This window comes from Anaerotignum faecicola, assembly GCF_003865035.1.
GTDB classification, from domain to species: Bacteria; Bacillota; Clostridia; order Lachnospirales; family Anaerotignaceae; genus Anaerotignum_A; species Anaerotignum_A faecicola.
Window position 1 is genome coordinate 22,802 of record NZ_BHVZ01000001.1, and the last position, 23,411, is coordinate 46,212.

Annotated in this window: 21 protein-coding genes and 1 pseudogene; 4 read left to right on the forward strand and 18 right to left on the reverse strand. The window is 48.8% G+C overall.

What is annotated here, in order from left to right; translation table 11 throughout:
* Window positions 1-28 precede the first annotated feature (28 nt).
* Together EJE48_RS00085 and EJE48_RS00090 are read left to right on the forward strand one after the other, a co-directional pair.
* Window positions 29-832, forward strand: coding sequence for a nitrilase-related carbon-nitrogen hydrolase (locus EJE48_RS00085; RefSeq protein ID WP_016407738.1), 804 nt, complete (start codon window positions 29-31; stop codon window positions 830-832).
* A gap of 17 nt (window positions 833-849) precedes the next feature.
* Entirely contained in the window at window positions 850-2,010 is a 1,161-nt protein-coding gene (locus EJE48_RS00090) for an acyltransferase family protein (protein ID WP_160117279.1), read from the forward strand.
* A gap of 105 nt (window positions 2,011-2,115) precedes the next feature.
* Here the strand turns inward: EJE48_RS00090 and EJE48_RS00095 are convergent, their stop codons facing one another.
* From EJE48_RS00095 to EJE48_RS00130, 8 genes are all read right to left on the reverse strand, one after another.
* Window positions 2,116-3,858, reverse strand: coding sequence for a [FeFe] hydrogenase, group A (locus tag EJE48_RS00095; RefSeq protein WP_118581816.1), 1,743 nt, complete (start codon window positions 3,856-3,858; stop codon window positions 2,116-2,118).
* Entirely contained in the window at window positions 3,852-5,687 is a 1,836-nt protein-coding gene (locus EJE48_RS00100; protein ID WP_118581819.1) for an NAD(P)-binding protein, read from the reverse strand. Before EJE48_RS00100 ends, EJE48_RS00095 begins: the two co-directional genes overlap by 7 nt.
* A 104-nt stretch (window positions 5,688-5,791) precedes the next feature.
* Complete coding sequence (locus EJE48_RS00105; protein ID WP_118581822.1) at window positions 5,792-7,123, reverse strand: uracil-xanthine permease family protein; 1,332 nt, start codon at window positions 7,121-7,123, stop codon at window positions 5,792-5,794.
* Between the two features lie 190 nt (window positions 7,124-7,313).
* Window positions 7,314-8,267 (reverse strand): flagellin lysine-N-methylase, encoded by a 954-nt coding sequence (fliB, locus tag EJE48_RS00110; protein ID WP_118581825.1) that lies wholly within the window; start codon window positions 8,265-8,267, stop codon window positions 7,314-7,316.
* 165 nt (window positions 8,268-8,432) lie between these two features.
* Entirely contained in the window at window positions 8,433-8,792 is a 360-nt protein-coding gene (locus tag EJE48_RS00115) for a C-GCAxxG-C-C family (seleno)protein (RefSeq protein ID WP_160117280.1), read from the reverse strand.
* 111 nt (window positions 8,793-8,903) lie between these two features.
* A complete protein-coding gene (locus EJE48_RS00120) occupies window positions 8,904-9,347 on the reverse strand; it encodes a SoxR reducing system RseC family protein (protein WP_016407731.1) in 444 nt (147 codons plus the stop codon).
* 149 nt (window positions 9,348-9,496) lie between these two features.
* Window positions 9,497-10,651 carry an AI-2E family transporter gene (locus tag EJE48_RS00125; protein ID WP_118581830.1) on the reverse strand — a complete coding sequence of 385 codons (1,155 nt, stop codon included), beginning with the start codon at window positions 10,649-10,651 and terminating at the stop codon, window positions 9,497-9,499.
* Between the two features lie 36 nt (window positions 10,652-10,687).
* Window positions 10,688-12,136 carry an aminoacyl-histidine dipeptidase gene (locus EJE48_RS00130; protein WP_118581833.1) on the reverse strand — a complete coding sequence of 483 codons (1,449 nt, stop codon included), beginning with the start codon at window positions 12,134-12,136 and terminating at the stop codon, window positions 10,688-10,690.
* A gap of 248 nt (window positions 12,137-12,384) precedes the next feature.
* On the opposite strand from EJE48_RS00130, the gene EJE48_RS00135 reads away from it, so the two are divergent.
* Complete coding sequence (locus EJE48_RS00135; RefSeq protein WP_016407728.1) at window positions 12,385-12,606, forward strand: alpha/beta-type small acid-soluble spore protein; 222 nt, start codon at window positions 12,385-12,387, stop codon at window positions 12,604-12,606.
* Between the two features lie 125 nt (window positions 12,607-12,731).
* Here EJE48_RS00135 and EJE48_RS00140 read toward each other — a convergent pair.
* A pseudogene (locus EJE48_RS00140) lies at window positions 12,732-13,457 on the reverse strand (aspartate kinase); the annotation flags it as partial.
* Window positions 13,458-13,578: 121 nt separating this feature from the next.
* Here EJE48_RS00140 and EJE48_RS00145 point away from each other — a divergent pair.
* A complete protein-coding gene (locus EJE48_RS00145; RefSeq protein ID WP_118581839.1) occupies window positions 13,579-14,430 on the forward strand; it encodes an AraC family transcriptional regulator in 852 nt (283 codons plus the stop codon).
* A 65-nt stretch (window positions 14,431-14,495) separates the two neighbouring features.
* Here EJE48_RS00145 and eno read toward each other — a convergent pair whose 3' ends face one another.
* From eno to EJE48_RS00190, 9 genes are all read right to left on the reverse strand, one after another.
* Entirely contained in the window at window positions 14,496-15,809 is a 1,314-nt protein-coding gene (eno, locus tag EJE48_RS00150) for a phosphopyruvate hydratase (protein WP_118581842.1), read from the reverse strand.
* A gap of 45 nt (window positions 15,810-15,854) precedes the next feature.
* Entirely contained in the window at window positions 15,855-17,402 is a 1,548-nt protein-coding gene (gene gpmI, locus EJE48_RS00155; RefSeq protein WP_118582053.1) for a 2,3-bisphosphoglycerate-independent phosphoglycerate mutase, read from the reverse strand.
* A gap of 79 nt (window positions 17,403-17,481) precedes the next feature.
* Entirely contained in the window at window positions 17,482-18,225 is a 744-nt protein-coding gene (gene tpiA / locus EJE48_RS00160) for a triose-phosphate isomerase (protein ID WP_118581845.1), read from the reverse strand.
* Window positions 18,222-19,214 (reverse strand): polysaccharide deacetylase family protein, encoded by a 993-nt coding sequence (locus EJE48_RS00165; protein ID WP_118581848.1) that lies wholly within the window; start codon window positions 19,212-19,214, stop codon window positions 18,222-18,224. The genes tpiA and EJE48_RS00165 overlap by 4 nt, the downstream gene beginning before the upstream one ends.
* Window positions 19,215-19,258: 44 nt before the next feature.
* Window positions 19,259-20,452 (reverse strand): phosphoglycerate kinase, encoded by a 1,194-nt coding sequence (locus tag EJE48_RS00170; protein ID WP_118581851.1) that lies wholly within the window; start codon window positions 20,450-20,452, stop codon window positions 19,259-19,261.
* Window positions 20,453-20,605: 153 nt separating this feature from the next.
* The gene (locus tag EJE48_RS00175; RefSeq protein WP_016407720.1) at window positions 20,606-21,634 is read right to left on the reverse strand and encodes a sugar-binding transcriptional regulator; all 1,029 of its coding nucleotides are present in this window, start codon (window positions 21,632-21,634) and stop codon (window positions 20,606-20,608) included.
* A 113-nt stretch (window positions 21,635-21,747) separates the two neighbouring features.
* Window positions 21,748-22,041, reverse strand: coding sequence for a hypothetical protein (locus EJE48_RS00180; RefSeq protein WP_016407719.1), 294 nt, complete (start codon window positions 22,039-22,041; stop codon window positions 21,748-21,750).
* 23 nt (window positions 22,042-22,064) lie between these two features.
* Window positions 22,065-22,529, reverse strand: coding sequence for an NUDIX hydrolase (locus tag EJE48_RS00185; RefSeq protein ID WP_016407718.1), 465 nt, complete (start codon window positions 22,527-22,529; stop codon window positions 22,065-22,067).
* Between the two features lie 96 nt (window positions 22,530-22,625).
* Window positions 22,626-23,300 (reverse strand): PrsW family intramembrane metalloprotease, encoded by a 675-nt coding sequence (locus EJE48_RS00190; RefSeq protein WP_118581854.1) that lies wholly within the window; start codon window positions 23,298-23,300, stop codon window positions 22,626-22,628.
* Window positions 23,301-23,411 lie beyond the last annotated feature (111 nt).

The window sequence follows — 23,411 nt, forward strand, 5'->3', positions numbered from 1 at the left end:
CATTTAAGAATAAAAGGAGGAAAATCCTATGAGAATCGCATTGGGACAGATTGATATGGGCTTTGAAGAAAAGGAAAAGACCATGACACTTTGCAGCAGGCTGCTTGCAGAGGCAAAGGAAAAACAGGTGGATTTTGTCATTTTCCCCGAAATGACGCTGACAGGCTTTACGCTGAACCCCGAAACCTACGGCGAGGACAGAAAAAACAGTCCCTCCATGGCGTTTTTCCGCGAAGAAGCAAAGAAAAACCATGTTGCCATCTGCTATGGCCTGCCCGTATATGAAAACGGAGTTGCCACAAATCACTGCATCATTCTGGACGAGAACGGGAATCAGCTTGCAGATTATGCAAAAATTCATCCCTTCTCCTTCGGCGCAGAGGCAAAGCATTATACCGGCGGTAATGCGCTGCAGCTTTGCGAGGTAAAGGGTGTACCTGTTGCACCGTTAATCTGCTATGATTTACGTTTCCCCGAAATCTTTCAGATTGTATCCGAGCAGGCAAAGGTAATTCCCGTTATCGCAAGCTGGCCCACGGCACGCAGAGAGCATTGGATGACACTCCTAAAGGCACGCGCCATCGAAAACCAGTGCTTCATCCTCGGTGTGAACCGCAGCGGCGAGGGCGGCGGTCTTTCCTATATCGGTGACAGCATGGCAGTTTCCCCGACAGGCGAAGTGCTGGCGCATGTAGAGGGCGGCAACGGGCTGACGATTGTAGATATCGACCTAAGCGAGGCAGACGCATACCGCAATAGCTTTCCTGTCAAGGCGGACAGAAAGCCTGCGCTTTATCATACTCTTTGGGAAGAAAACATCAAACAGAAATGAAACAGGAGTCATTCATCATGAAGCAGCAGACAGCAAGAGATTTTCATATCGACAACATCAAGGGTGTTCTGATTTTTCTGGTGGTTCTGGGACACATGCTTGGCTATTTGCAGGAAACCCATTCTGCCTTTGCCACAGGCGTGAGAACCTTTATCTATTTTTTTCACATGCCGGGGTTTATCTTCATGTCGGGCTATCTGGCAAAGGGCTTTCTCACAAAGGAATATAAGGCGGAAAAGCTGCTCTCCTTCGCATGGCTCTATCTTCTGTTCAAGGATGCCATCGAGCTGGTACATTTCATCTTTGAGCGACCATATTTTGAAACGGCACACCACCCTTCCGTCTGGACTCTCATTGTTCTGCTGTTCTGCGGCGGCATTTGGCTGCTCTCTTTTGCGTACAGTAAATCCGCGCTGTTCCGAAAAGCATTTATTCTGGGCGTTCTGATTTTCTCTCTTCTGAAAATCAATATGCTGACAGTTGGGGCGGCACCGTGGTATCTGCTTTCTTTAATCTGGTGGCATATTTTTCTTTACCTGACAAAAAATATGAAACCGAAATATGTCCTCATTGGAGCAGTCCTTCTGGCGGCAGTCATCCATTATCAGGAGCCGGTCGGGAAATTTTTAAGCCTTTCCCGCACCATTCACTTTCTGCCCTTCTTCCTCATGGGGTATTACATCAAGAAGGAGCAGTTTCAGGCAGTCATCAACAATGCGAAATGCAGAAAAGCATTGCCTGCCGTTCTGCTGCTTTCCGCCTGCATGCTGATTCCCTATGGACGAGGGGTACAGAAATATCTGGGGGTATTCTTCTTCGGGATTGCCCCCTATGCACAGCTGAAAAGTCAGCTGTTTCCCTTTGCACCGCTCATCTGTATCCTGTGGATGGCGGCGGTTGTGCTGATGCTCTTTGGTCTGTTTATCCTTTGCCCGAAAAAGGAAACCTTCCTCTGCCAATTCGGGAAAAATACCATCGGTATTTATATCCTGCACCGCCTGTTTAAGGATTTCCTCATTTACGGCGGCTTTTATGAGCTGCTCAGTGCAAATGGCTATCTTGCCGTTCTGGAGATTATGGTTGTTTCCCTTCTGCTGACCTTCCTGTTCGGGACAGCCTTCTGGGCGGATATCATCAAAAAGCTGAGTCGGGTTTCCGTCCGTAAGCTATATTCCTAAATCTGATTCTTTTGCTGAACAGAAATTTTTCTCTGTTCAGCATTTTTTTGCATAAAAAAGACTGCTGTACAATAAAGTACAACAGCCTTTGTATTTTCTTGTCGTTTATTTCTGCATGGGCATATTCCATGCCTTATGGTCCGTATGCAGCAGATGGTGTGCTGTCTCTCCCAAGGGTTCGCCCAGATATTCATGATACAATGCCTGTACCTCAGGATTTTCATGAGCGAAACGCATCGGATTTTCCGCATCAAGGGTATAAAGCCGTTCCCCTCTCACGCCGTAAAGCTCCTCATCCTCTGCGGAGATAGGCTGACCGCCGCCGCCGACACAGCCGCCGGGACAAGCCATGACCTCTACAAAATCATACTGCACCTTGCCCTCCTTCAGCCGTTCAATCAGCTTACGCGCATTGCCCAGACCACTGACAACCGCACAACGCACAGGAATTCCCGCAACGGTATAGGTTGCCTCTCTCAGTCCGGGGCCTGTCCGCACCTCACTGAAGGCATCCGGATTCGGATTTTCGCCCGTCAGCACATACGCCGCAGTACGCAGAGCCGCTTCCATAACGCCGCCGGTTGCACCGAAGATCACGCCTGCACCGGTATGTGTTCCCATAGGGGAATTCAGTGCTTCCTCCTCGATGAAATGCGGGTCCAGATGGTCTGCACGCATCATACGCACCAGCTCCCTTGTTGTCAGCACGATATCCACATCCGCACCGCTTTCACCACGCATGGTCGGCAAATCTGCTTCCGCCTTCTTCGCTACGCAGGGCATGATGGAAACACAGCAGATTTTTTCGGGTGCCACATCCAGCTTCTTCGCCAGCCATGTTTTCGCAACCGCGCCGAACATCTGCTGGGGAGATTTTGCCGTAGAAAGCTGATTTGTCAATTCAGGATACTGCCCTTTCAGGAAACGCACCCAACCGGGACAGCAGCTTGTGAACATGGGCCAACGTACCAATGCGCCGCTTTTCAGCCGATGCAGAAATTCATTGCCTTCCTCCATAATCGTCAGGTCTGCCGCAAAGTTTGTATCATATACATAATCGAATCCAAGGCGGTGCAGTGCGCCTGCCATGCGCTCCATGGTCGCTTCTTCCCGTTTCAGCCCGAAATACTCGCCCCAAGCGGTACGCACCGCAGGCGCAACCTGTACGACCGTAATTTTTTCTTTATCTGCCAGAGCCGCTCTTGCCTTTGCGGTGTCATCTCTTTCTCTTAAGCCGCCTGTCGGGCAATGCGTGATGCACTGACCGCAAAGCGCACAATCGGAATCCTTGATAACACGGTTGCCCGAAACATCCACCGTTGTGCGGCTGCCTGTCCCTGCCAAATCCCAGATATTCAGCGTCTGCACCTTATCGCAAATCTGGATGCAGCGCATACATTTGATACATTTATTCACATCCCGATAGAGCGGAAATGTTTTTGTCCACGCACTGCGCAGCCCCTTCTGCAGCTGTGTTTCAAAGGGAAGCTCAAGGATACCCAGATCATTCGCAACCTCCTGCAGCTGACAGTTGCCGCTGCGTACACAGGTCGCACATTTGCAGTCATGCTGAGACAAAATCAGTTCTACATTTGTGCGGCGTGTCATTCTGGCACGAGGGGAATTCGTATACACCACCATGCCATCCTTTACAGGGTTGCTGCAGGCTGCAACCATCGCGCGCTCGCCCTCAATTTCCACACAGCAGATACGGCAGGCGGAAATTTCATTGATTCCCTTCAGGTAGCAAAGATGAGGGATTTTTACATTGACCGCCTTCGCCGCCTCCATAATCGTCGTTCCTGCCGGCACCTGCGCAAGCTGTCCATCAATCGTTATTCTTACCATTCTCCTGTCCTCCCTCCTCTGAAGCTGCCAAAGCCGAAGTAATCACAACGCAGGCAGCGTTCGGATTCCTGATCCGCCTCTTTTCTGCTCATGCCTTCCACAACCAGATCAAAGTTGCCCTTGCAGTCCGGTGTGCAGTGGCTTTTCAAGTTTACACGCCCACAGGGAGGTGCATTTGTCAGATGTGCCGGAGGAACCACAACGTCCGTCTTAATCTTATGCTCAAAGCCAAGGTAGGCATCAATATTCGCTGCCGCAACCTTCCCTGCCGCAACGGCACGAATGACCGTAGCAGGGCCGGAAACCGCGTCACCGCCGGCGAATACGTTATCCACATCCGCAACGGAGCTGGTATCCTCTGCCTGAATCATGCCCTTAAAGGTCTTAATGCCAATGGCTTCAAAGGGACGCGCGTCTATCGCCTGCCCGATGGCAACAATTACATAATCACATGCGATACGGAATTCGGGGACATCCGCAGGAATGGGCTTGGGTCTGCCATCCTTGCCGTAAGGCCCGATAATCTGCGGAACTGTCCACAGTGCCGCAACCTTGCCCTCTGCATCCTTTTCAATGCGCGCAGGTGCCTGCAAGGGCAAAATCTGACAGCCCTCTGCCATTGCTTCTTCGATTTCCTCCGCCAGCGCGGTCATATCATCCACACGGCGACGGTATACACAGGTGACGCTTTCCGCTCCCAGACGTTTTGCCGTTCTGGTGGCATCCATAGAAACATTGCCGCCGCCGATAACGCAGATTCTCTTACCCGTGAAATCGGGCGCATTGCCTTCATCAATGCGGCGCAGCAGGCTGACCGCACTGACAACATTTTCTGCGTCCTCGCCTTCAATGCCAATCTTTTTATCATTATGCGCGCCAATGGAAATATAAACTGCATCATAGCTTTTCTGGATATCCTCCATTGTCACATCTCTGCCGATGGAAACATCCGTAATCACGTTAATGCCTGTTGTCAGAATATGTTCGATATCGCGCTCCAGAACCTCCTGCGGCAGACGATAATCAGGGATACCATAGCGAAGCATGCCACCCAGCTTGGGACGCTGCTCATAAACCGTAACCTTATGCCCCATCTGCGCCAGATAATACGCCGCCGTCAGCCCGCCGGGACCACCGCCGATAATGCCGACGGTTTTGCCTGTTTTCTCATACAGGATTTTCGCAGGCTCTGCCTTTGCGTTATCCACCGCAAAGCGTTTCAGACCGCAGATATTGATGGCATCATCCACCATCGCGCGGCGACAGTGTGCTTCACAGGAATGCACGCAGACATACGCACAGGCGGACGGGAAGGGGTTGTCCTTCCGAATCAGCCTTACTGCTTCTTCATATTTTCCCTCATTCACCAGCGCCACATAGCCGGGTACATCCACATGCGCAGGACAGGCGGAAACGCAGGGAACAGGATAGCTCAGCGCAGAGATACAGCGTCCATGCTGCACATGCTCCTCATAATCCTCGCGGAAGCCGCGAATTCCCTTCAAAACCATGTATGCCGCTTCATAGCCAATCGCACAGCCTGCGGAATCGGCAATCACCTTTGCGGTACGCTCAATTATGTTAATGGTTTCCATGGTTGCGGTACGGTCAAGCACCTGCTCAATCAGCACCTCCAACTGTCCAAGACCGATGCGGCAGGGCACACATTTTCCACAGGTCTGCGCATGGCACAGCCGCAGGTAATTCAAAGACATATCCACCGGACACAGTCCGTAGGCACTGGCACCAATGCGGCGCTCCATATCCCGATGCAGACCATCCAAGACATTTTGGGCGCGCCCCGGCGTTTCAATAGATAAACGACTCATAAGCTTCCTCCTTTTTTCTTCTCCCTCTTGTTCTCTAAATTCCTTCTCTTTTTTATCACCGATGCTCCATCCTCCATCGATGCTGTTGTTGTTTGTTTGATTGCTTATTCCGAAATTTTATCCACATCCATATTTTTCGGCAAAACCAGATTCAGAATGATAGACACTACAAATGCCACCGCTACCACGTTTGCGGAAAATACAGACTGCACAATTTCAGGGAAAATATGCCACAAATCAATTTCGCTTGCAGCCGTAAAGCCAACGCCGACTGCCAGAGACAATGCGGCAATGGTCACGTTTCTCTGATTAAAGCCTGCCTTTGCAAGCATCTGCATCCCACTTGTCATAATCGTACCAAACATCATGATGGTGCAGCCACCCAGAACAGATTCGGGCAGGGATGCAAAAAAGTTCCCGACAGGAGGCAGAAGCCCTGCCAGAATCATGCAGCCTGCACCTGTCATAATCGTAAATTTATTGACTACCTTCGTCATTGCCAGCAGCCCGACGTTCTGGGAAAAGGATGTCACAGGAGGACAGCCTACCAAAGAGGACAACGAGGACGCATAGCCATCACACGCCAGAGAGCCGGAAATCTCCTTGCTCTCGATTTCTCTGTTCAGCCCCGTCGCAACCATGGCTGTGGTATCCCCAATCGTTTCCGCTGCGGAAACCAGAAAAATAATACAGACGGAAAGAATCGCACCCGCATGGAATTCCGGCTTATAGGGCATCAGCTTTGGCAGGGAGACAAAGCCGCCTGCAAAAATAACGGACAAATCCACCTTGCCCATAAGGATTGCCACCACATAGCCCACAAGCAGCCCCACCAGAACGGAAAGCTGCTTCAGATAGCCCCTTGCAAAGCAGTTCCAGCCAAGACAGACCACAAGCGTAATCGTCCCCAACAGAAGATTCTGCGCAGAGCCGAAATCCTCTGCATAGCCGCCGCCAAAGGATCTTGCGCCAACAGAAAACAGGGACATCCCAATTGCGATAACAACAGATGCCGCAACCACAGGTGCAATCAGCTTTCGCCAATATTTTGCCAGAAGCCCCAGTGTGCCTTCAAAAAGACCGCCGACAAGCACCGCCCCGACAACCGAGGGATACCCATAATTAGACGCAACCGTACATAAAACCGTTACAAAGGTGAAGCTGACCCCCATAACGATTGGCAGACCCGATCCGACCTTCCAGACAGGATACAGCTGAATCAGCGTTGCAATCCCGGCAATAAACATTGCATTTTGCAGAAGCACCGCAATCTCCGCCTGAGAAAGCCCCCCTGCCGCCGCAATAATAGTAATCGGGGTCAGATTGGCAACGAACATTGCCAGAATATGCTGTAAGCCAAAGGGAATGGCTTTCAGCAAAGGTACCCTGCCCTCTAATTGATAAATGTTGTTTACGCTACAGTCTTTGGAACTCATTTTTCTTTCCTTTCCTCCTCTTTTTCCGTTTCGAAAATCGCTTTGTAAAATCACAAAATAAAGCGCATCTTTAATAAAGTATAATAGGTAATATTATAGCATGAAAAGTCCTCGCCCTGCAAACAAAACCAGACAATTCTCTACATCTGTATATCGAAAACGCAAAAAAGCCGCCAAAAGGCGACTTTCTTTACAATGCTTCCTGTATTCTGTATAACAAAATTTCAACATTTTCATCCGAATATTCAATTTCTGCGGAATATTGCCTTGCAATTTCAATCAAATCCGCCAAAACGACGCTGCCGTGCAATGCAAAATGCACCAATAAAAGCCTGCGAATCATAGCAAAGCTCAGCACAGCAAAGGCGGCTCTGCCCTCATATTCCCCATCATCCAGCGCAAGGGGGGTCTGCCGATAGAGAAAATACACCAGAAGCTGCTCCAACGCAGGCTCCCACGCCATCGCATCCGGCAGGGAAATCCCCGTCAAATCGGTTTCCTTTAGCTCCAGAAGGCGGTCTGCCCAGCTTGGCTCCAGACGCTCCAGCTCCAGATAAATCTCCGCCCATTCTGCCCACGAATGCTGGGAAAGCGTCCGCCCCGCCGTCTGCAAAATTTCCGCGGCACGCAGTTCGATTGGCTTGTCTCTGTCCTGTGCAAGAGCAAAGAGCTCCTCTCGCCACGCAAGCAGGGATTCGTCTGCAATATCCGGCAAATCTGCCGCGCCGTCATCCTCAAGTGTAATAAGCGTCAGCTTCTCCTGCTGCGACAAAATCAGTTCTCCTGCCGCTTCACAGCAAAGCCCCAAGCCGATTTCCGTTCGGTCGGCGTAAAAATTACGAAAACGGGGATGGTCACGGCAAATCTGGCAAAGCGCATCCTCCCCCAAAGCCATAATCATATCGCATAGACCTGTTCGGTTCAGAAAGGGACAGCGCTCCTCCTCATCTAAGATAAACTGCGCCGCATCGTCCGCTTCCGCAATGCCCTTTTGCAGGCGAGCGCCAAACTCTCCCTCAATACTGCGATAATACACAAGCTTGTCGGGATCTATCGCAATCTCCCAGCCAACACAGCAGCTGTGCCTGCATTTATCGGCAATACAGTGAAATTTTGTATAATACTCAGGTGCAATCAGTTTCATGGTAATCCCTCCGTGAGAATCATTGTAACACAGAAGCTTCAAAAATACGATTGCATCTGCAAAAAAATATAGGCTTTCGCCTCTGTGTAAAGAATAAAAAGCAATACTATCCTTGCATGTGTTCCAATAAGAAACCAGGAAGAAGCTGACTTTGCTTTCTGCCCTTTATTCTTCTATCACCTCCTGTAAAATTCCCCCGATTTCCTCCAAAACGCCGCTGCAATCCGCGCCCAGAGCCGAAAGCGTGCAGCAATCCAGACTGCCGAATCGATTCTGTACCCGAAGAAGAAACAGAATCCGTTTCAGCTTCAACTCCTCCTCCTCGCACAAAAGCCCAAGCGCCATCACCCCTGCAACAATCCCACTGCACATCCCATTGATGCCAAAGCCGCCATGGATGCCGCGGCAGGCGCAGAACAGCTCCTCCGACAGGGAAATGCCATATTCCTCTGCCACTGCGCGCAGAATCACCTGTGAGCAGTTATCCCCGTTGCCGCAATCTGTGCGGATGCGTTCCTTCAGCATTCCCCTCGCCCCCTTTTTTCTATATATTATGAAAAACGGGACAAAGTGTGACTGTAAAGCCACAAGACATAAAAAAAGATGCCCTGAATAGAGCATCTCTTTTTCTCGTGTTTATGCGCCGCACATTTCTGGCTCATCTTCCTCCACAATCTTTGTTGCCAGAGGGCGATATTTGCCGCTTTCCCAACGGTGATTCTGGCTGTGAATCCAAAGCATTGCAAGAACAATACCCAGCACGCCCAGAACCAGAGAAGGCAAAACAGGAGAAATATTCGGAATCAGCTTCGGCACACCAAAATACCCCAGCACAATGCCTACGATAAAGCCGATAAAGGGCAGTCCATACATCACGATTACTGCATTAAAAAATGCGTTTTCCTGCAGCTCCAGCTCCACCCAATCGCCTTCCTCTGCATCGCAGAGATTTTTTGCTTCGATATCCATTTCCGTTTTCATCATGCCGGAAAAGCAAGCTCTGCATTCCCCGCAGGCTTCTTTTCTCTGAATTTTTACCATTGCCAGATCGCCTTTTACTTCATGTACGATACCTCTCATACGCGTAACCACCTTTCTATCTCTTTCCCTGCATCCCGCTTTTGCTGAAGGCAGGGCACAGTATATGCTCAAAACTCATTTTATTACTTTTCTAACCTTATCGCATTATACAACAAAATCGTCATAAAAAAAAGTAGTTTTCCGTGGAATTATTGACAAATGTCAGATTTTTTTCTGCGATAGCACCAAAGCACAAAATTTTTGCAAAGCGCACCCAAGGGAACCGCAAACAGCAGCCCCCAGAAGCCGAACATCCGCCCAAAAGCCGCCAGAGAAAGCAGAACCAGAACGGGATGCAACTCCAATTTCTGCCCGACCGCCTTCGGCACAATGAAAATGCTGTCCACCTGCTGTAAGAGAAGAATCAGCACAGACGCATAGACCGCCTTCATGGGCGCGCCGCTGAAAAGTCCTGCAAGCACCGCCAGGAAAAACGCCATCACCGCCCCAAAATACGGAATCAGATTAGAAAAGCCGGAAACCAGACCAATCAGAATTCCATGCGGCAGACCGACAATCGTAAACGCCGCCGAAAACAACACCGCCATAACAGACGCATCCAAAAGCTGCCCACTGAGGTAGCCCGCAAAAACCGTATACACCTCATGAAAAAGATTTTTTGCGTGTTTCGTGATTTTTTCTCCCAGAAGAACCCTGCTCAATTCGCCCGCAATCCCACGAATTTTTTCCTTCTCCATCAGGAGATAAAACGCTACCACTGCCCCAAGCAGAACGTCCAGCAGACTGCCGCCGATATTCGGAATCACATCCGCCAGCCATAGCATCCTCTCCTGCATCCAATGCGTCGCCTGCTCTATCCACCGAGAAAAAATCCACTCCGCATTCCGGAGAATTCCCATTTCCGCCAGCTTCAAATTCAGAAGCACAAGCATATCCCCTGCCTGCCGAATATAGTCACCAATCTGCTCCGTCAGGGCAGACAGATTCGTTTGTCCGATTTTTCTTGCCAGAAAACCGCCTATCAGAAAGAGAATCAGCCCGATGGAAAGATATGTCAGCGTTGCGCCTGCCTTGCGGTTGCGGATGCGGCTGCGGTGATATAATGTACACCGCTTTTCATAAAACCTCTGCCAGAATGCAGTCAGCGGTTCAAGTAGCAGTGTAAAGAAAAACGCCCAGAAAACGGGCGCAAAAACGGCGAGGAATGTCCCCGCCGTCTGTAATATGACATTTTTCGCCACAGAGAGCCGCAGCAGCAGTGCAATCATCCCCACCAGAAGCAAAACGGTAAGAATGACGTGAAAACCGATTTCCATGTATTTTCTATTCCACGGAAGCCGCATACGCCGCCCTCTTTCGCACGAATTTTTTTGATTTTCTTATTTCAGCCTTGCCAGAACCAGCTTCAGATATTCCCAGATACGGATGGTAGAGGAAATACTGAGTCTTTCATCGGGTGTATGCACATCGTACATATTAGGTCCCAGAGAAATCAGATCCAGACCAGGGATTTTTTTCGCAAACAGCCCACATTCCAGACCTGCATGGATGGCAACCACCTTGGGTTCCTCGCCGAATTTTTCCACCCAGACCTCCTTGAAGATGCGCAGCATCTCAGAATTGGGGTTATACTGCCAGCCGGGGTAATCATGCACGCCGACCACCTTTGCACCGCAAAGACTGCCCAGAACCTCAATCTTTTTGCAGATAGCATCCTTTCTGCTTTCCATAGAGCCGCGCACTGCATTATCAATGAAAATATGATCCTCATTTGTTTTCAGAATCCCGATATTACTGGAGGTTTCCACCAATCCATCCATATTGGTATCCATTGTCTGTACACCATAGGGCAGAAGCCGCAGCAATGCAATTACATAATCTCTCGTTTCTGTCGTCAGCACCTCGGCTGCTTCCGGCATCTGCTCCGCTGTCATCAGTATATCGCTTTCGCGGTCTTTATATTCCTCTCGGAACATAGCTTCTGCTTCCTCAATCACAGCCGCTACGGTCTGCACCTGTTCCGGCGCAACTACAACAACCGCCTCTGCTTCCCGACAGATGGCATTATCCATATTGCCGCCATTTGCGCTTACCAGTGCAAAATCTACTCTTTCACGCAGCTCAAAAAGAAATCTGCCCAGAAGCACATTCGCACTTGCCCGCTGCAAATGAATATCCGAACCGGAATGACCGCCCTTCAAGCCGCGAATATGAACGGAAAGGGTTGTGCCTGCCTGCTTTTTCTCTTTTTCAATCGGCAGATACACACGCATCCGTCTGCCGCCGCAGCAGCTTACCATCAGATGCCCTTCCTCCTCGGTATCCATATTTAAAAAGCGTTTGCCTTCCAAATCAAAGGCATCAAAATCTGTTGCACCGCCCATACCGATTTCTTCCTCGACGGTAAAGATACATTCCAGTGGCGGATGTGCGATATCCTCCGCATCCAGAAGTGCCAGCATATACGCCGCCGCAATGCCATTATCCGCACCAAGGGTTGTCCCTCTCGCCTTGATATCGTCCCCGTCAATATAAATTTCGAGGGGCTCTGTCAGAAAATCATGCTCTGTATCCTCGTTTTTATCACAGACCATATCAATATGCCCCTGCATAATCAATACAGGAGAGCTTTCATAGCCTGCTGTGCCGCCCTTTTTAATCAGAACATTCATTTTATTATCCTGACGGCAGTAAAGCCCTCTTTCCTTTGCAAAAGAAACAATATAATCACTCAGAGCTTTTTCGTGAAAGCTTCCATGGGGGATATCGCAGATTTTTTCAAAATAATCAAAAACTTTATCGCAACCCAGATGGCTTAAAACATTCATTTTTCTTTTCCTCCTAAAATTGTCATTCCTATCTATGATATGCCTCAAAAATCCTTCTGTCAATCACGTTTTCGACAAAAAATATCCATAAAAACGGATTTTCTTTTTTCTGCGGCTTCTTCCTGATTTTCGCCAATTTTCATGGCAGGATGTTCCTAACATAAACCGCCGCCTGCCGCACATACTAACCTTGCAACACCAAGCTATACAAAACACAAAAATCAGCAAACAACAAGGAGGTTATAAACATGAGCAACAACAATACAAACAGCAACAAAATCAACGTGCCCGAAGCAAGGGCGGCAATGGAGCAGTTCAAATTTGAGGTGGCAAACGAAATCGGCGTACCCCTGAAAAAGGGCTACAACGGCGACCTGACATCTGCACAGAATGGTTATGTAGGCGGCTATATGGTAAAAAAGATGATTGAAAAGCAGGAACAGATGATGGCTGAAAAAAATCAGGGCTGATTTCTTCTGAAATGACTTGATTTTGAAAGCCTGACACAAAAAGCCCCTTTGCGGATATTCTCTGCAAAAGGGCTTTTTTTCATACATAAAATTCTATCGGCTTTTTATCTGCAAGGGCAAACTGTTTTCTCTCTGACCACTGTTCCTTCTCTCTCATTCATGCTGGAGCGCACCACCAAGGGGATTTCAAATTTTTTTGCCAGTTCTACGCAACGGCTGTGCAGCACCTGCGCGCCATTTAACGCCATGTGCAACATATCATCATAAGAGATTTCGTCCAGCTTTCTTGCCGTCGGTACCTTTCTGGGGTCAGCGGTATACACACCATCGACATCTGTATAAATTTCACAGGCATCTGCCTGCAATGCCGCCGCCAAAGCAACTGCCGTTGTATCAGAACCGCCTCTGCCAAGTGTGGTATAATCATCATTTTCATCGATGCCCTGGAAGCCTGTCACGATAACAATTTTTTTCTGCGCCAGCTCCTCCCGAATTCGTTCTGTTTCGATATGGGTAATTTTTGCATCCCCATGCACAGAAGTGGTGTGGATTTTCGCCTGAAACGCATTGAGAGAAACCGCAGGCACACCAAGGCCTTCCAATGCCATCGCCATCAATGCAACGGACATCTGCTCACCAATCGTAAAGAGCATATCCATTTCTCTCTCAGAGGGGGTTTCGTTGATTTCCTTTGCCTTGTCAATCAGCTGGTCTGTCACATCGCCCATAGCAGAAAGCACAACAACCACATCGTTGCCCTTTTCATATTCCTTTTTGCATCTTTTTGCCACATGCAAAATACGCTCTCTGTTTGCTACGGAGGTGCCGCCGAATTTTTTTACGATTAACATAGCCGATTCCCCTTTCTATCAACCTCTGTTTCTTTACTATTATTTTACGAAGCACAACTTGCAAATAAAATACATTTTATGCTATGATTATTGCAAAAAGTGCGACCAGAGGAGAAATCATATGGAAACGAATTATGAAAAACGGGGCTATCTTTTGGATGATTTCCGTTTATTTCATTTGAAGGATAAAAACGGAACAAATATCGACTATCATTATCACGAATTTTGCAAGCTGCTGCTCCTGCGCAGCGGCTATGGCGGCTATACCGTAGACGGACAGCGGTATGATTTAAAAACCGGTGATGCGGTTTTAATCGGCAGTCAATGTGTCCATCGTCCGGAATTTGAGCCGGGAGTGCTGTATGAGCGTATCATTATCTATATATCGCCGCAGTTCTTGCAGCAGCAATCTACGCCCGATTGTCAGCTGGAGGAAATCTTCAACGGCAAAAAAGGCGCAGTTCTGCATTTGGAAAATCCCGAAGCCATCTGGACATTGGCGGATGGCTTAGAGCAAGAGTTGGAGGGCAACGCCTACGGCAGAGTCATTTTAAGCAACGGTCTTCTTCTGCGCCTTCTGATTGCACTTGCACGCCGAATGCAGAACCCCGATGCCGCCTTTGCAAAGCCCATCGTACCGACCAACAGCCGTATTCTGGATATCCTGCACTATATAGATGCACACCTGACCGAGGACATTCCGATTGAACGTCTGGCAGAGGAATTTTTCATCAGCAAGTATCACATGATGCGCCTTTTTCGGCAGGAAACAGGCTATTCTATCCATGGCTATTTACAGGAACGCCGTCTGCTTCACGCCAGAGAGCTGATTCGGCAGGGCATTTCCGCTACGGAAAGCTGTTTTCGTTCCGGCTTTGGCAGCTATTCCTCCTTCACACGTGCATACGCCAAACGCTTCGGCACCACCCCAACAGGCAGAAAGGGTGCCCCCGCAGAGGAAACCTACGAATGATAACAAAAACCGCCGCCTACTTTCCTCGGAAAATAGGCGGCGGTTTTCTTTATGCCGTTTTTTTATTACTTCAAGTTGAAGAACGCATCAACGCCCAGATATTCTGCCGCATCGTCCAGTTCCTCTTCGATTCTCAGCAGCTGGTTATATTTTGCCACACGGTCTGTTCTTGCAGGTGCGCCGGTTTTAATCTGCCCTGCATTCACAGCAACCACGATATCCGCAATCGTTGCATCCTCTGTTTCGCCACTTCTGTGAGAAACAACTGCTGTCATCTTGTTTCTGTTTGCCAGCTGGATTGCATTGAAGGTTTCTGTCAATGTACCAATCTGGTTCACCTTAATCAGAATGGAGTTGCCTGCCTTCAGGTCAATGCCCTTCTGCAATCTTTCTGTATTTGTAACGAACAGGTCATCGCCAACCAGCTGAATCTGATCGCCCAGTTCCTTTGTCAGAAGCTGCCAGCCTGCCCAGTCCTCCTCAGCCAGACCATCCTCCAAGGAAACCAGAGGATATTTTGCAACCAAAGCCTTCCAGAAATCAACCATTTCTTCAGAGGTTCTTACGATTTCCTTGCCAAGCATCTTGCTTTCGCCGGGGAAGTGATACTTGCCGTCCTTTTCATCATACAGCTCTGTTGCAGCCGCATCCAGAGCAATCTTGATGTCCTCGCCCCATTTATAGCCTGCGGCTACAACTGCTTCCTGAATCAGGTCAATAACAGCGTCTGCTGTCGGCAGGTCGGGTGCGAAGCCGCCTTCGTCACCAACTGCTGTAGAAAGGCCCTTATCCTTCAGCACCTTTTTCAGCTTATGATAAATTTCTGCGCACATTCTCAGTGCTTCCTTGAAGGAGTCTGCACCAACAGGCATAATCATAAATTCCTGTACGTCTACGGTATTATCTGCGTGCTTACCGCCGTTCATAATGTTCATCATGGGAACGGGCATTGTTTTTGCGTTAAAGCCGCCCAGATACTGATACAAAGGCAAATCCAGTGCTTCTGCCGCTGCCTTTGCAACTGCCATGGAAACACCCAAGATTGCGTTTGCGCCCAGCTTGCCCTTATTGGGTGTGCCGTCCAGTGCAATCATCGCCTTATCGATTGCAACCTGATCCAGTGCATTCATACCAATGATAGCATCTGCAATGATATCGTTTACATTATCCACTGCATCCTGCACGCCAACGCCGTTGTATCTGTCGCCGCCGTCACGCAGCTCCACTGCTTCAAATGCACCTGTGGATGCGCCGCTGGGAACAGCCGCACGGCCCAGAATGCAGTCATCCAGAATAACCTCTACCTCAACCGTAGGGTTGCCTCTGGAGTCCAGAATTTCTCTTGCGTATACATCTGTAATTTCGTAATAACCTTTCATTTCGTTTATCCTCCTTATTTTTCGGTGGACGCTGTCCCCCAAATTTTATTTACCAATCAATAAGCTTGTGCCTGTCATTTCCGCAGGCTTGGGCAATCCCATCATTTCCAATAAGGTCGGCGCAATATCAGCCAGCTTGCCGCCCTCGCGCAATCCCACGCCGTCGGTATAATTCACCAGAATGAAGGGAACGGGGTTTGTGGTATGTGCTGTAAAGGGCTGTCCGGTTTCATAATCAATCATCTGGTCACTGTTGCCATGGTCGGCGCAGATAAACATCTGCCCATTCACCGCAAGCAGTGCATCCACCACTCTGCCTACACAGGTATCCACCGTTTCCACCGCCTTAATTGCGGCAGAAAGCACGCCTGTATGCCCTACCATATCAGAGTTTGCGTAGTTTACAATAATCAAATCATATTCTCCGGAGCGAATTGCCTTTACCAGACCATCGGTTACGGCAACTGCGCTCATTTCCGGCTGCAAATCATAGGTTGCAACCTTGGGAGAGGGCACCAGCCAACGATCCTCATTGGGATTGGGTTCCTCCACACCGCCGTTGAAGAAAAACGTAACGTGTGCATATTTTTCTGTTTCCGCCGTTCTGAGCTGCTTCAGCCCCAGAGAGGAAATATATTCCCCTAATGTATTTTTCAGCTTCTGCGGCTTGAATGCAACCTCCTTATTTGGAATCGTCACATCATATTCCGTAAAGCAGATATATTTCAAATCCTGCGGCACACTTTCTCTTTGGAATCCGTCAAAATCGGGATCACAGAGAGAGCGTGTGATTTCTCTTGCCCTGTCCGGACGGAAGTTATAGAAAATCACCGCATCATGGTCACTGATTTTCGCTGTTGCCATGCCGTCCTCTTTTACAATTACCGTAGGCAGAACAAATTCATCCGTCTTGCCTGCTTCATAGGAATCCCTGATTGCCTGCACCGCATCGGTTGCCGTGGTTCCTCTGCCAAGCACCATGGCGTTATATGCCTCCTGCACACGCTCCCAGCGCTTATCTCTGTCCATGGCATAATATCTGCCCATTACGGTTGCAATTTTGCCTACGCCGATTTCGCGCATTTTTTCCTCCAGCTGTGCGGCATATTCCGCACCGGAGGTCGGAGGGGTATCTCTGCCGTCCAGAAAAACATGCACATAAACCTTCTCCAGATCGTTTCTTTTTGCCAGCTGCAGCAAAGCATACAGGTGGGTATTGTGGCTATGCACGCCGCCGTCGGAAAGCAAACCATACAGATGCAGTGCGGAATTGTTTTTCTTACAATGCTCCACTGCCTCCAGCAGTGTGGAGTTTTCAAAGAAATCTCCGTCCTCAATCGCCTTTGTGATGCGTGTCAGCTCCTGATAAACGACACGCCCCGCGCCCATATTCAGATGCCCGACCTCAGAATTGCCCATCTGCCCTGCCGGCAAGCCAACATCTAAGCCGCTGGCATAGCCCTCAACGAAGGGATATTTCTGCACCAGTCCGTCCAGAACAGGGGTCTTTGCCAGCTTCACTGCATTGCCCTCTGCTTTATCATTCAGACCGAAGCCATCCAAAATCATCAAAACTGTTGTTTTTTTCTCCATTTTTTCCTCCATTCTTCGAGGAATCCTTTCCCCGAACCCCAAGGGGTATGATGGTGAGCCTGCTTGCACAGGAAATGCTTTAATAGTGTACGATAGAAACAAATTCCTCTTTCAGGCTTGCGCCGCCGACCAGACCGCCGTCAATATCCTCCATTGCGAACAGCTCTGCCGCATTTTTGCTGTTGACACTGCCGCCGTACTGGATACGGATTTCCTCTGCCGTTTCCCTGCCGTACAGCTCTGCCAGAACGGTACGAATTGCATGGCAGACCTCCTGCGCCTGTGCAGAGGTTGCGGTTTTGCCCGTGCCGATTGCCCAGATAGGCTCATAGGCAACAACAACCTTCTTTGCATCCTCGGCAGAAACACCTGCCAAAGCGCACTTTATCTGGATACGCACCCATTCAATCGTAATGCCTGCTTCTCTCTGCTCCAAGGTTTCCCCACAGCAAAGAATCGGCACAATGCCTGTTTCCAAGGCTTTTTTCACCTTCTGATTGACCATTTCATCTGTTTCACCGAAATACTGTCTGCGCTCGGAATGTCCCAGAATGACATAGCCAACGCCCATTTCCTTCAGCATTTGCACAGAAACCTCGCCGGTATATGCGCCGCTTTCCGCAAAGTGCATATTTTCCGCACCAACGCCGATGCCTGTGCCCTTCAGCTCCTCCAGAACGGGATATAAATCCACAAAAGGCACACAGAATACAACCTCAACCGCATCGGAAACGACCTTTTCCTTCATCAGCTTACAGAACTCTGCCGCTTCCTTCGGTGTTTTATTCATTTTCCAGTTGCCTGCAACGATTTTTTTCCTCATGTCTCGTTTCCTTCTCCTTCCGCAGCAAATGTATTTTCTGCAGTTAATTCAATTTTCCGCACCACGTCCTCACCGCTCATGCCGGATTCAATCGTGATACGCGGAATTGCATCTCTTTTGGTCTTTCTTGTAATCACGCTGTTTTCCACGGTAAACTGCAGCACATAGCCATCCTCATCCAGAAGCTGCTGTGCCGCCTCTGTATAACGCCCATTGGGGTAAGCCATTGCCTTCACATGCTTTGTGCCGAGGTTTTCGGTCAGCGTTTCCTCGCTTCTGCGCATGGAATCAAGGAACGCCTCTTCCTCCCCTGCCACAACAGGCTGATGGTCTGCCGTATGGCTGTAAACCTTCATATAGCCCGATTTTTCCATCGTTGCCGCCTGATTCCATGTGAATTTCTGGATACCAATCCGATTCGTCACATAATCCGTCACTGCAAACACAGACGCAGGCACACGATATTTTTTGAACAGCGGATATGCCAGATCATAATTGCTGAAATAGCCGTCATCCATGGTAATACAGAGATATTTCTTTCCCAAACCAAGTCCAAGACCTTCCGCATGGGTATCCCTTTCCGTCGCCGTAAGCAGGCTGTCCAGTTCCTCTAAGGAAATGATTCTATAGCCCTGCGATTGGAAATAGTGCAGATGATCCTCCAATTCCTTTGTGGTTGTCACAACGCCGTTGCCAACTCCCATATTGCGAATTGCAAAATGGTGGTACATCAGGACGGGGATATATTCCCCCTCCAGCGACTCTGCATCCTCCGCCGCATCAACAACCTTTCCATAAGATAGCTGTTCTGTTGCATCCTCCTGCGGAGGCTCTGCTGTCTCCTGCTCTGTTGGTTCCTGCTCCAAAACCTCCGCCGCTTCCTGCTTTGTCATTTCCTGCTCCGAAAGCTCCTCTGCATACGCCGCAGAAGCCGAAACGAGCGAAAGCACTGCCGCAAGCACAGCCGCGATTGCTTTTCTTCTCTTCATTTTTCTTACACTTTCTTACTTCTTACAAGTTCTATTACAAATTCTTATTTATCATCCACCGCAACAACGCCGGGCAGCTCCTTGCCCTCCAAAAATTCCAGCGATGCGCCGCCGCCTGTGGAAATATGTGTCATTTTATCGCCATAGCCCAGCTGGTTGACTGCCGCCGCAGAATCACCGCCGCCGATGATTGTGGTTGCATCGATAGAGGCCATTGCTTCTGCAACTGCCTTTGTGCCCTTTGCAAAATTTTCAAATTCAAATACGCCCATAGGTCCGTTCCATACAACGGTTTTTGCGCCCTTGATGGCATCCGCAAACTGCTTTCTGGTTTCCTCACCGATATCCAGACCCATCCATCCATCAGGAATTTCGCCTGTCGGTACGGTTTTATATTCTGTGTCATTCTTAAATTCCTTTGCAATCACCGTATCCACGGGAGTTAAGAATTTCACGCCTTTTTCCTCTGCCTTTTTCATCATTTCCTGTGCATAGGGAATCTTATCCTCCTCCAGCAGGGAATTACCAACCTTGCCGCCCTTTGCCGCCGCGAAGGTATATGCCATGCCGCCGCCGATAATCAGTGTATCCACCTTTTCCAGAAGGTTATTGATGACATTGATTTTATCGGAAACCTTGGAGCCGCCCAGAATTGCCACAAAGGGTCTTTCGGGGTTATTTACGGCATTGCCGAGGAATGCGATTTCTTTTTCCATCAGATAGCCCACTGCGGATTCCTGCACGAATTTGGTTACGCCAACTGTGGAGCAGTGCGCTCTGTGGCTTGTGCCAAAGGCATCGTTTACAAAAACATCTGCCAGAGAAGCCAGCTCCTTGCTGAAATTTTCTTCGTTCTTTGTTTCTTCCTTTCTGTAACGGGTGTTTTCCAGAAGCACAACATCGCCGTTCTGCATTGCCGCAACCGCCGCCTTTGCATTTTCGCCGACTACATTGTCATCCTTTGCAAAAACAACCTCCTTGTCCAGTAATTCGGAAAGTCTTTTTGCTACGGGAGCCAAAGAAAGTTCAGGCTTTACCTCGCCCTTGGGCTTGCCCATGTGTGAGCAGAGAATTACCTTTGCGCCCTCGTCAATCAGCTTTTTGATGGTCGGCAAAGCCGCTGTAATTCTGTTTTCGTCCGTAATCACGCCGTCCTTAAGGGGTACGTTAAAGTCACATCTTACCAATACGCGTTTTCCTGTTACCTTAAGATCATCCACTGTTTTCTTATTCAGCATCTGTCCTGCTCCTTTCTTTATCCGATACGGCTGTCGGTGCTTCTGCCGACAAAACTGCTTATTCAGTTTTCCCGAATCTTCCCTCTATTATGAAAGTAATTGCTCTTTAATTGGGACAAAAAACGTCCCTCAAAAGCTATTATACGATAAGATTTACTTTCCCGCAAGCCTTAACATTTCCAAAGCTGCACCTTCATCCGTCACAAAAATGCCGTTGGGGATGCTATGGCTGACTGCAAGCAGGCTTTCTGCCTTCTTTTTGCCGCCTGCCACTAAGATAATGCAGTCCATTTTATCAATATCATTAAAATCAATCCCAATAGAACGGGTTTCATAGACCACCTTGCCTGCGCCGTCAAAATAATAGCCGCACGCCTCGGCAACGGCATTGTCCTTTTCCAGCTGTTTGCGAACAGCTTCATCCAAACGGCGTTTTTCCGCAAGCTCCAAAGCATTCCCTACGCCCAGAAGCAGGATATTCGCCTGCTCCATTTCCGCAATGGTTTCAGAAATATCCGGGTCCTTCTTCATTTCCTCCAGCACTCTTGGGCTTAAATTATCCGGCAGGTGCAGCAAACGATAATCCGCCTGCAGCTTTTCCGCCAGTCTTGCCGCAAGGGTATCCGCCTGCAGCTCCAATCTGCGCCCGATGCTCCCACGCGCCGGCAGTACCATCTTCGCCATCGGCACAGCGGATTCCGGTGCCGCCTGCACCAGCTCCGCCATGGCAGAGCCGCCTGCAATGGCAATCCGCAAATCCTCTGTTGTATTTTCAGAAAGCACGCGCGCCGCAAGCTGTCCCATTTCCTTCTTGGCACGCTCGCTGCTGTCACTGTCCCCCTGCGCAATAAAGACCTTCTGCGCCCCAAGGGCATCCGTCAACCGTTCCTCCAGAATGGAAAGCCCCGTCAAGGCAGAAAAAATTGTCTCCAGTCCCTCCAGAACCTCCATGCCCTCTTCCGTCAGGCTCATGCCGATTTTAGAAATATGAACCAGTGCCTGCGCACTCAACCGTTCAATCTCGCTGCGCACCGTCCGCTCCGTCATGCCAAGAGAAAGCACCACAAGCCGCCTGCCGCAGGGCTGCAGCAGTCTGACCGTTTTCAGAACACGATACCGCTTGATCATTTCCTCTGTCAAATCCGGCGCGATTTTTTTAATCAGTTGCAATTTATGTTCCATTTTTCTTCACACACCTTATTTGGCTATCTTTTATCCCACAAGTTCATTTTATGTCCCATTTGCCTCAAAAAAAGAGGGTGACAGCAAAATTTTACCATACCCTCTTGATTTTCTTACGCCTGTTCTACTTTTACGGAATCATCTACATCCTTATCTGTGCAGCAACATTCGTCATCCTCACAGAATTCATCATCCAGATCATCCCAGTCATAATCCCAATCTTCTTCGTATTCATCATCCATTCTTGTTTTCAGAAGATAAACCACACCTGCCGTTACCGCAATCAGCACAGCTGCTACCAGTGCGATTACAGCAATGAGTGTCTTTCTATCCTCTCCGTCTTTCAGAACGATAATTTTTTCCTTCAAACCGTCAAGGTTGGGTGTAGCTTCAAAATATTTTTTCATAATCGCATCTCTCCTTTTGCCTTTTATGATTTGCTTTCACCGAATTTTCTTCTCAGAAACTCTTTGTTTTTGCGCATTTCACTATATTCATAGTACGCTTTTTTCAAGATCTGGCGTTCATCGTTAAACTTCAGCAGATGATAAGCCTCATGGAATTTATAGAAACCGGCATCGGCAAAATATTCCTCACTCTGCGGTTTGCAGTAAAAGGAATTGGCACTCATCAGATACCAATGTACCGTTTTATTTACAGTATCCTCACTGCCCTTAAAGGTATATTGGGTCTTGCCGACATATTTGATAATCTCGCCATTTGCCCCGCTTTCTTCCTTTACCTCGCGCAAAGCCGTCTGCCGATAGGTTTCGCCTTCCTCCACAGTTCCCTTGGGAAGAACCCAGCCCATATATCTGCCATTCTGATTTTTATACAGCAGAAGGATCTTCCACTTGTATATCACAACGCCACCGCAGCTGACTGCTTCTATCATCGTTTTTCCTCCCGCCTATTCAGTTTTTGCACTGGTTATAGTATATCCTGTTTTTTATCCTTTTTCAAGGTGTTTCCAAAAGATTCTCTCCCTCCGCTAAGACTCTTTTGATACTTTTTCCCGAAACGGCGAGCAGTTTTGCAGCTCTTTGATTCTTTTTAACCCGAAACCCCAGAGCCGCACCTCTAAAACTGAAAAAAATAACCAAAAGACAGGTTCCCTTTTCAGCAGAAAATAATTATACAATGCATGGGCAAGATAAGGACTGAAAAAGGCAAGCGGCAGATATCTTTTCCGATTGCGGTATTTCCCCAGCGCAAAATAATATCCCATCCGGACACCGAACAGCCCATGTCCGGGTACGGAAAGCAGCGCCCTCTCAAGTGCCGTTTCATAGCCGCCAAGAATCGGGTGCGTCACATAAATCACATTCTCCGCCCAGGCAAAGCCGAGCGAAACAAATACGCCGTATACAATCCCGTCAAGCGGCTCATTGAAGTTGCGGTTGCCCCAGATGAGAAAAAACAGAAACAGAAACTTCACAGCCTCCTCCACCCCCGCCGAGCTGAAAAAAGCCGTGTAAAACGGTGTTTCCTCATGCGGAAACCGTTCCTCTAAAAAGCTGCCGAGGGCATATACCACCGCCGCTGTATACAGCCCGAATAGAACACCCAGAAACAGCATTTTCCAAGGCTCCTTTTCATATTTATCCTTGATATAAAGGAAGAATAACCCTGCCGCAACAGGTGTACTCGCCAGCTCCACAAGCATTCCGCTTCTCCTTTCTGCCCGATTTCTCTTAGCTTTCGCAGAAAAAGGGAAACTATCAGAAAAGTTTCTGCCAAAAGCAAAAGGCTGACCTTAGGTATGTCCGAAAGGTCA

What these genes read in the sequence shown, in the direction of transcription:
- EJE48_RS00165 (WP_118581848.1), bottom strand. Translation starts at nt 19,214, where the DNA reads ATGAAGAGAAGAAAAGCAATCGCGGCTGTGCTTGCGGCAGTGCTTTCG.
- EJE48_RS00105 (WP_118581822.1), bottom strand. Translation starts at nt 7,123, where the DNA reads ATGAGTTCCAAAGACTGTAGCGTAAACAACATTTATCAATTAGAGGGC.
- EJE48_RS00185 (WP_016407718.1), bottom strand. Translation starts at nt 22,529, where the DNA reads ATGATAGAAGCAGTCAGCTGCGGTGGCGTTGTGATATACAAGTGGAAG.
- tpiA (WP_118581845.1), bottom strand. Translation starts at nt 18,225, where the DNA reads ATGAGGAAAAAAATCGTTGCAGGCAACTGGAAAATGAATAAAACACCG.
- EJE48_RS00115 (WP_160117280.1), bottom strand. Translation starts at nt 8,792, where the DNA reads ATGCTGAAGGAACGCATCCGCACAGATTGCGGCAACGGGGATAACTGC.
- EJE48_RS00100 (WP_118581819.1), bottom strand. Translation starts at nt 5,687, where the DNA reads ATGAGTCGTTTATCTATTGAAACGCCGGGGCGCGCCCAAAATGTCTTG.
- EJE48_RS00120 (WP_016407731.1), bottom strand. Translation starts at nt 9,347, where the DNA reads ATGAGAGGTATCGTACATGAAGTAAAAGGCGATCTGGCAATGGTAAAA.
- gpmI (WP_118582053.1), bottom strand. Translation starts at nt 17,402, where the DNA reads ATGGAGAAAAAAACAACAGTTTTGATGATTTTGGATGGCTTCGGTCTG.
- EJE48_RS00095 (WP_118581816.1), bottom strand. Translation starts at nt 3,858, where the DNA reads ATGGTAAGAATAACGATTGATGGACAGCTTGCGCAGGTGCCGGCAGGA.
- EJE48_RS00180 (WP_016407719.1), bottom strand. Translation starts at nt 22,041, where the DNA reads ATGAAAAAATATTTTGAAGCTACACCCAACCTTGACGGTTTGAAGGAA.
- EJE48_RS00145 (WP_118581839.1), top strand. Translation starts at nt 13,579, where the DNA reads ATGGAAACGAATTATGAAAAACGGGGCTATCTTTTGGATGATTTCCGT.
- fliB (WP_118581825.1), bottom strand. Translation starts at nt 8,267, where the DNA reads ATGAAACTGATTGCACCTGAGTATTATACAAAATTTCACTGTATTGCC.
- EJE48_RS00085 (WP_016407738.1), top strand. Translation starts at nt 29, where the DNA reads ATGAGAATCGCATTGGGACAGATTGATATGGGCTTTGAAGAAAAGGAA.
- EJE48_RS00130 (WP_118581833.1), bottom strand. Translation starts at nt 12,136, where the DNA reads ATGAATGTTTTAAGCCATCTGGGTTGCGATAAAGTTTTTGATTATTTT.
- EJE48_RS00170 (WP_118581851.1), bottom strand. Translation starts at nt 20,452, where the DNA reads ATGCTGAATAAGAAAACAGTGGATGATCTTAAGGTAACAGGAAAACGC.
- EJE48_RS00175 (WP_016407720.1), bottom strand. Translation starts at nt 21,634, where the DNA reads ATGGAACATAAATTGCAACTGATTAAAAAAATCGCGCCGGATTTGACA.
- EJE48_RS00190 (WP_118581854.1), bottom strand. Translation starts at nt 23,300, where the DNA reads ATGCTTGTGGAGCTGGCGAGTACACCTGTTGCGGCAGGGTTATTCTTC.
- EJE48_RS00125 (WP_118581830.1), bottom strand. Translation starts at nt 10,651, where the DNA reads ATGCGGCTTCCGTGGAATAGAAAATACATGGAAATCGGTTTTCACGTC.
- eno (WP_118581842.1), bottom strand. Translation starts at nt 15,809, where the DNA reads ATGAAAGGTTATTACGAAATTACAGATGTATACGCAAGAGAAATTCTG.
- EJE48_RS00090 (WP_160117279.1), top strand. Translation starts at nt 850, where the DNA reads ATGAAGCAGCAGACAGCAAGAGATTTTCATATCGACAACATCAAGGGT.
- EJE48_RS00135 (WP_016407728.1), top strand. Translation starts at nt 12,385, where the DNA reads ATGAGCAACAACAATACAAACAGCAACAAAATCAACGTGCCCGAAGCA.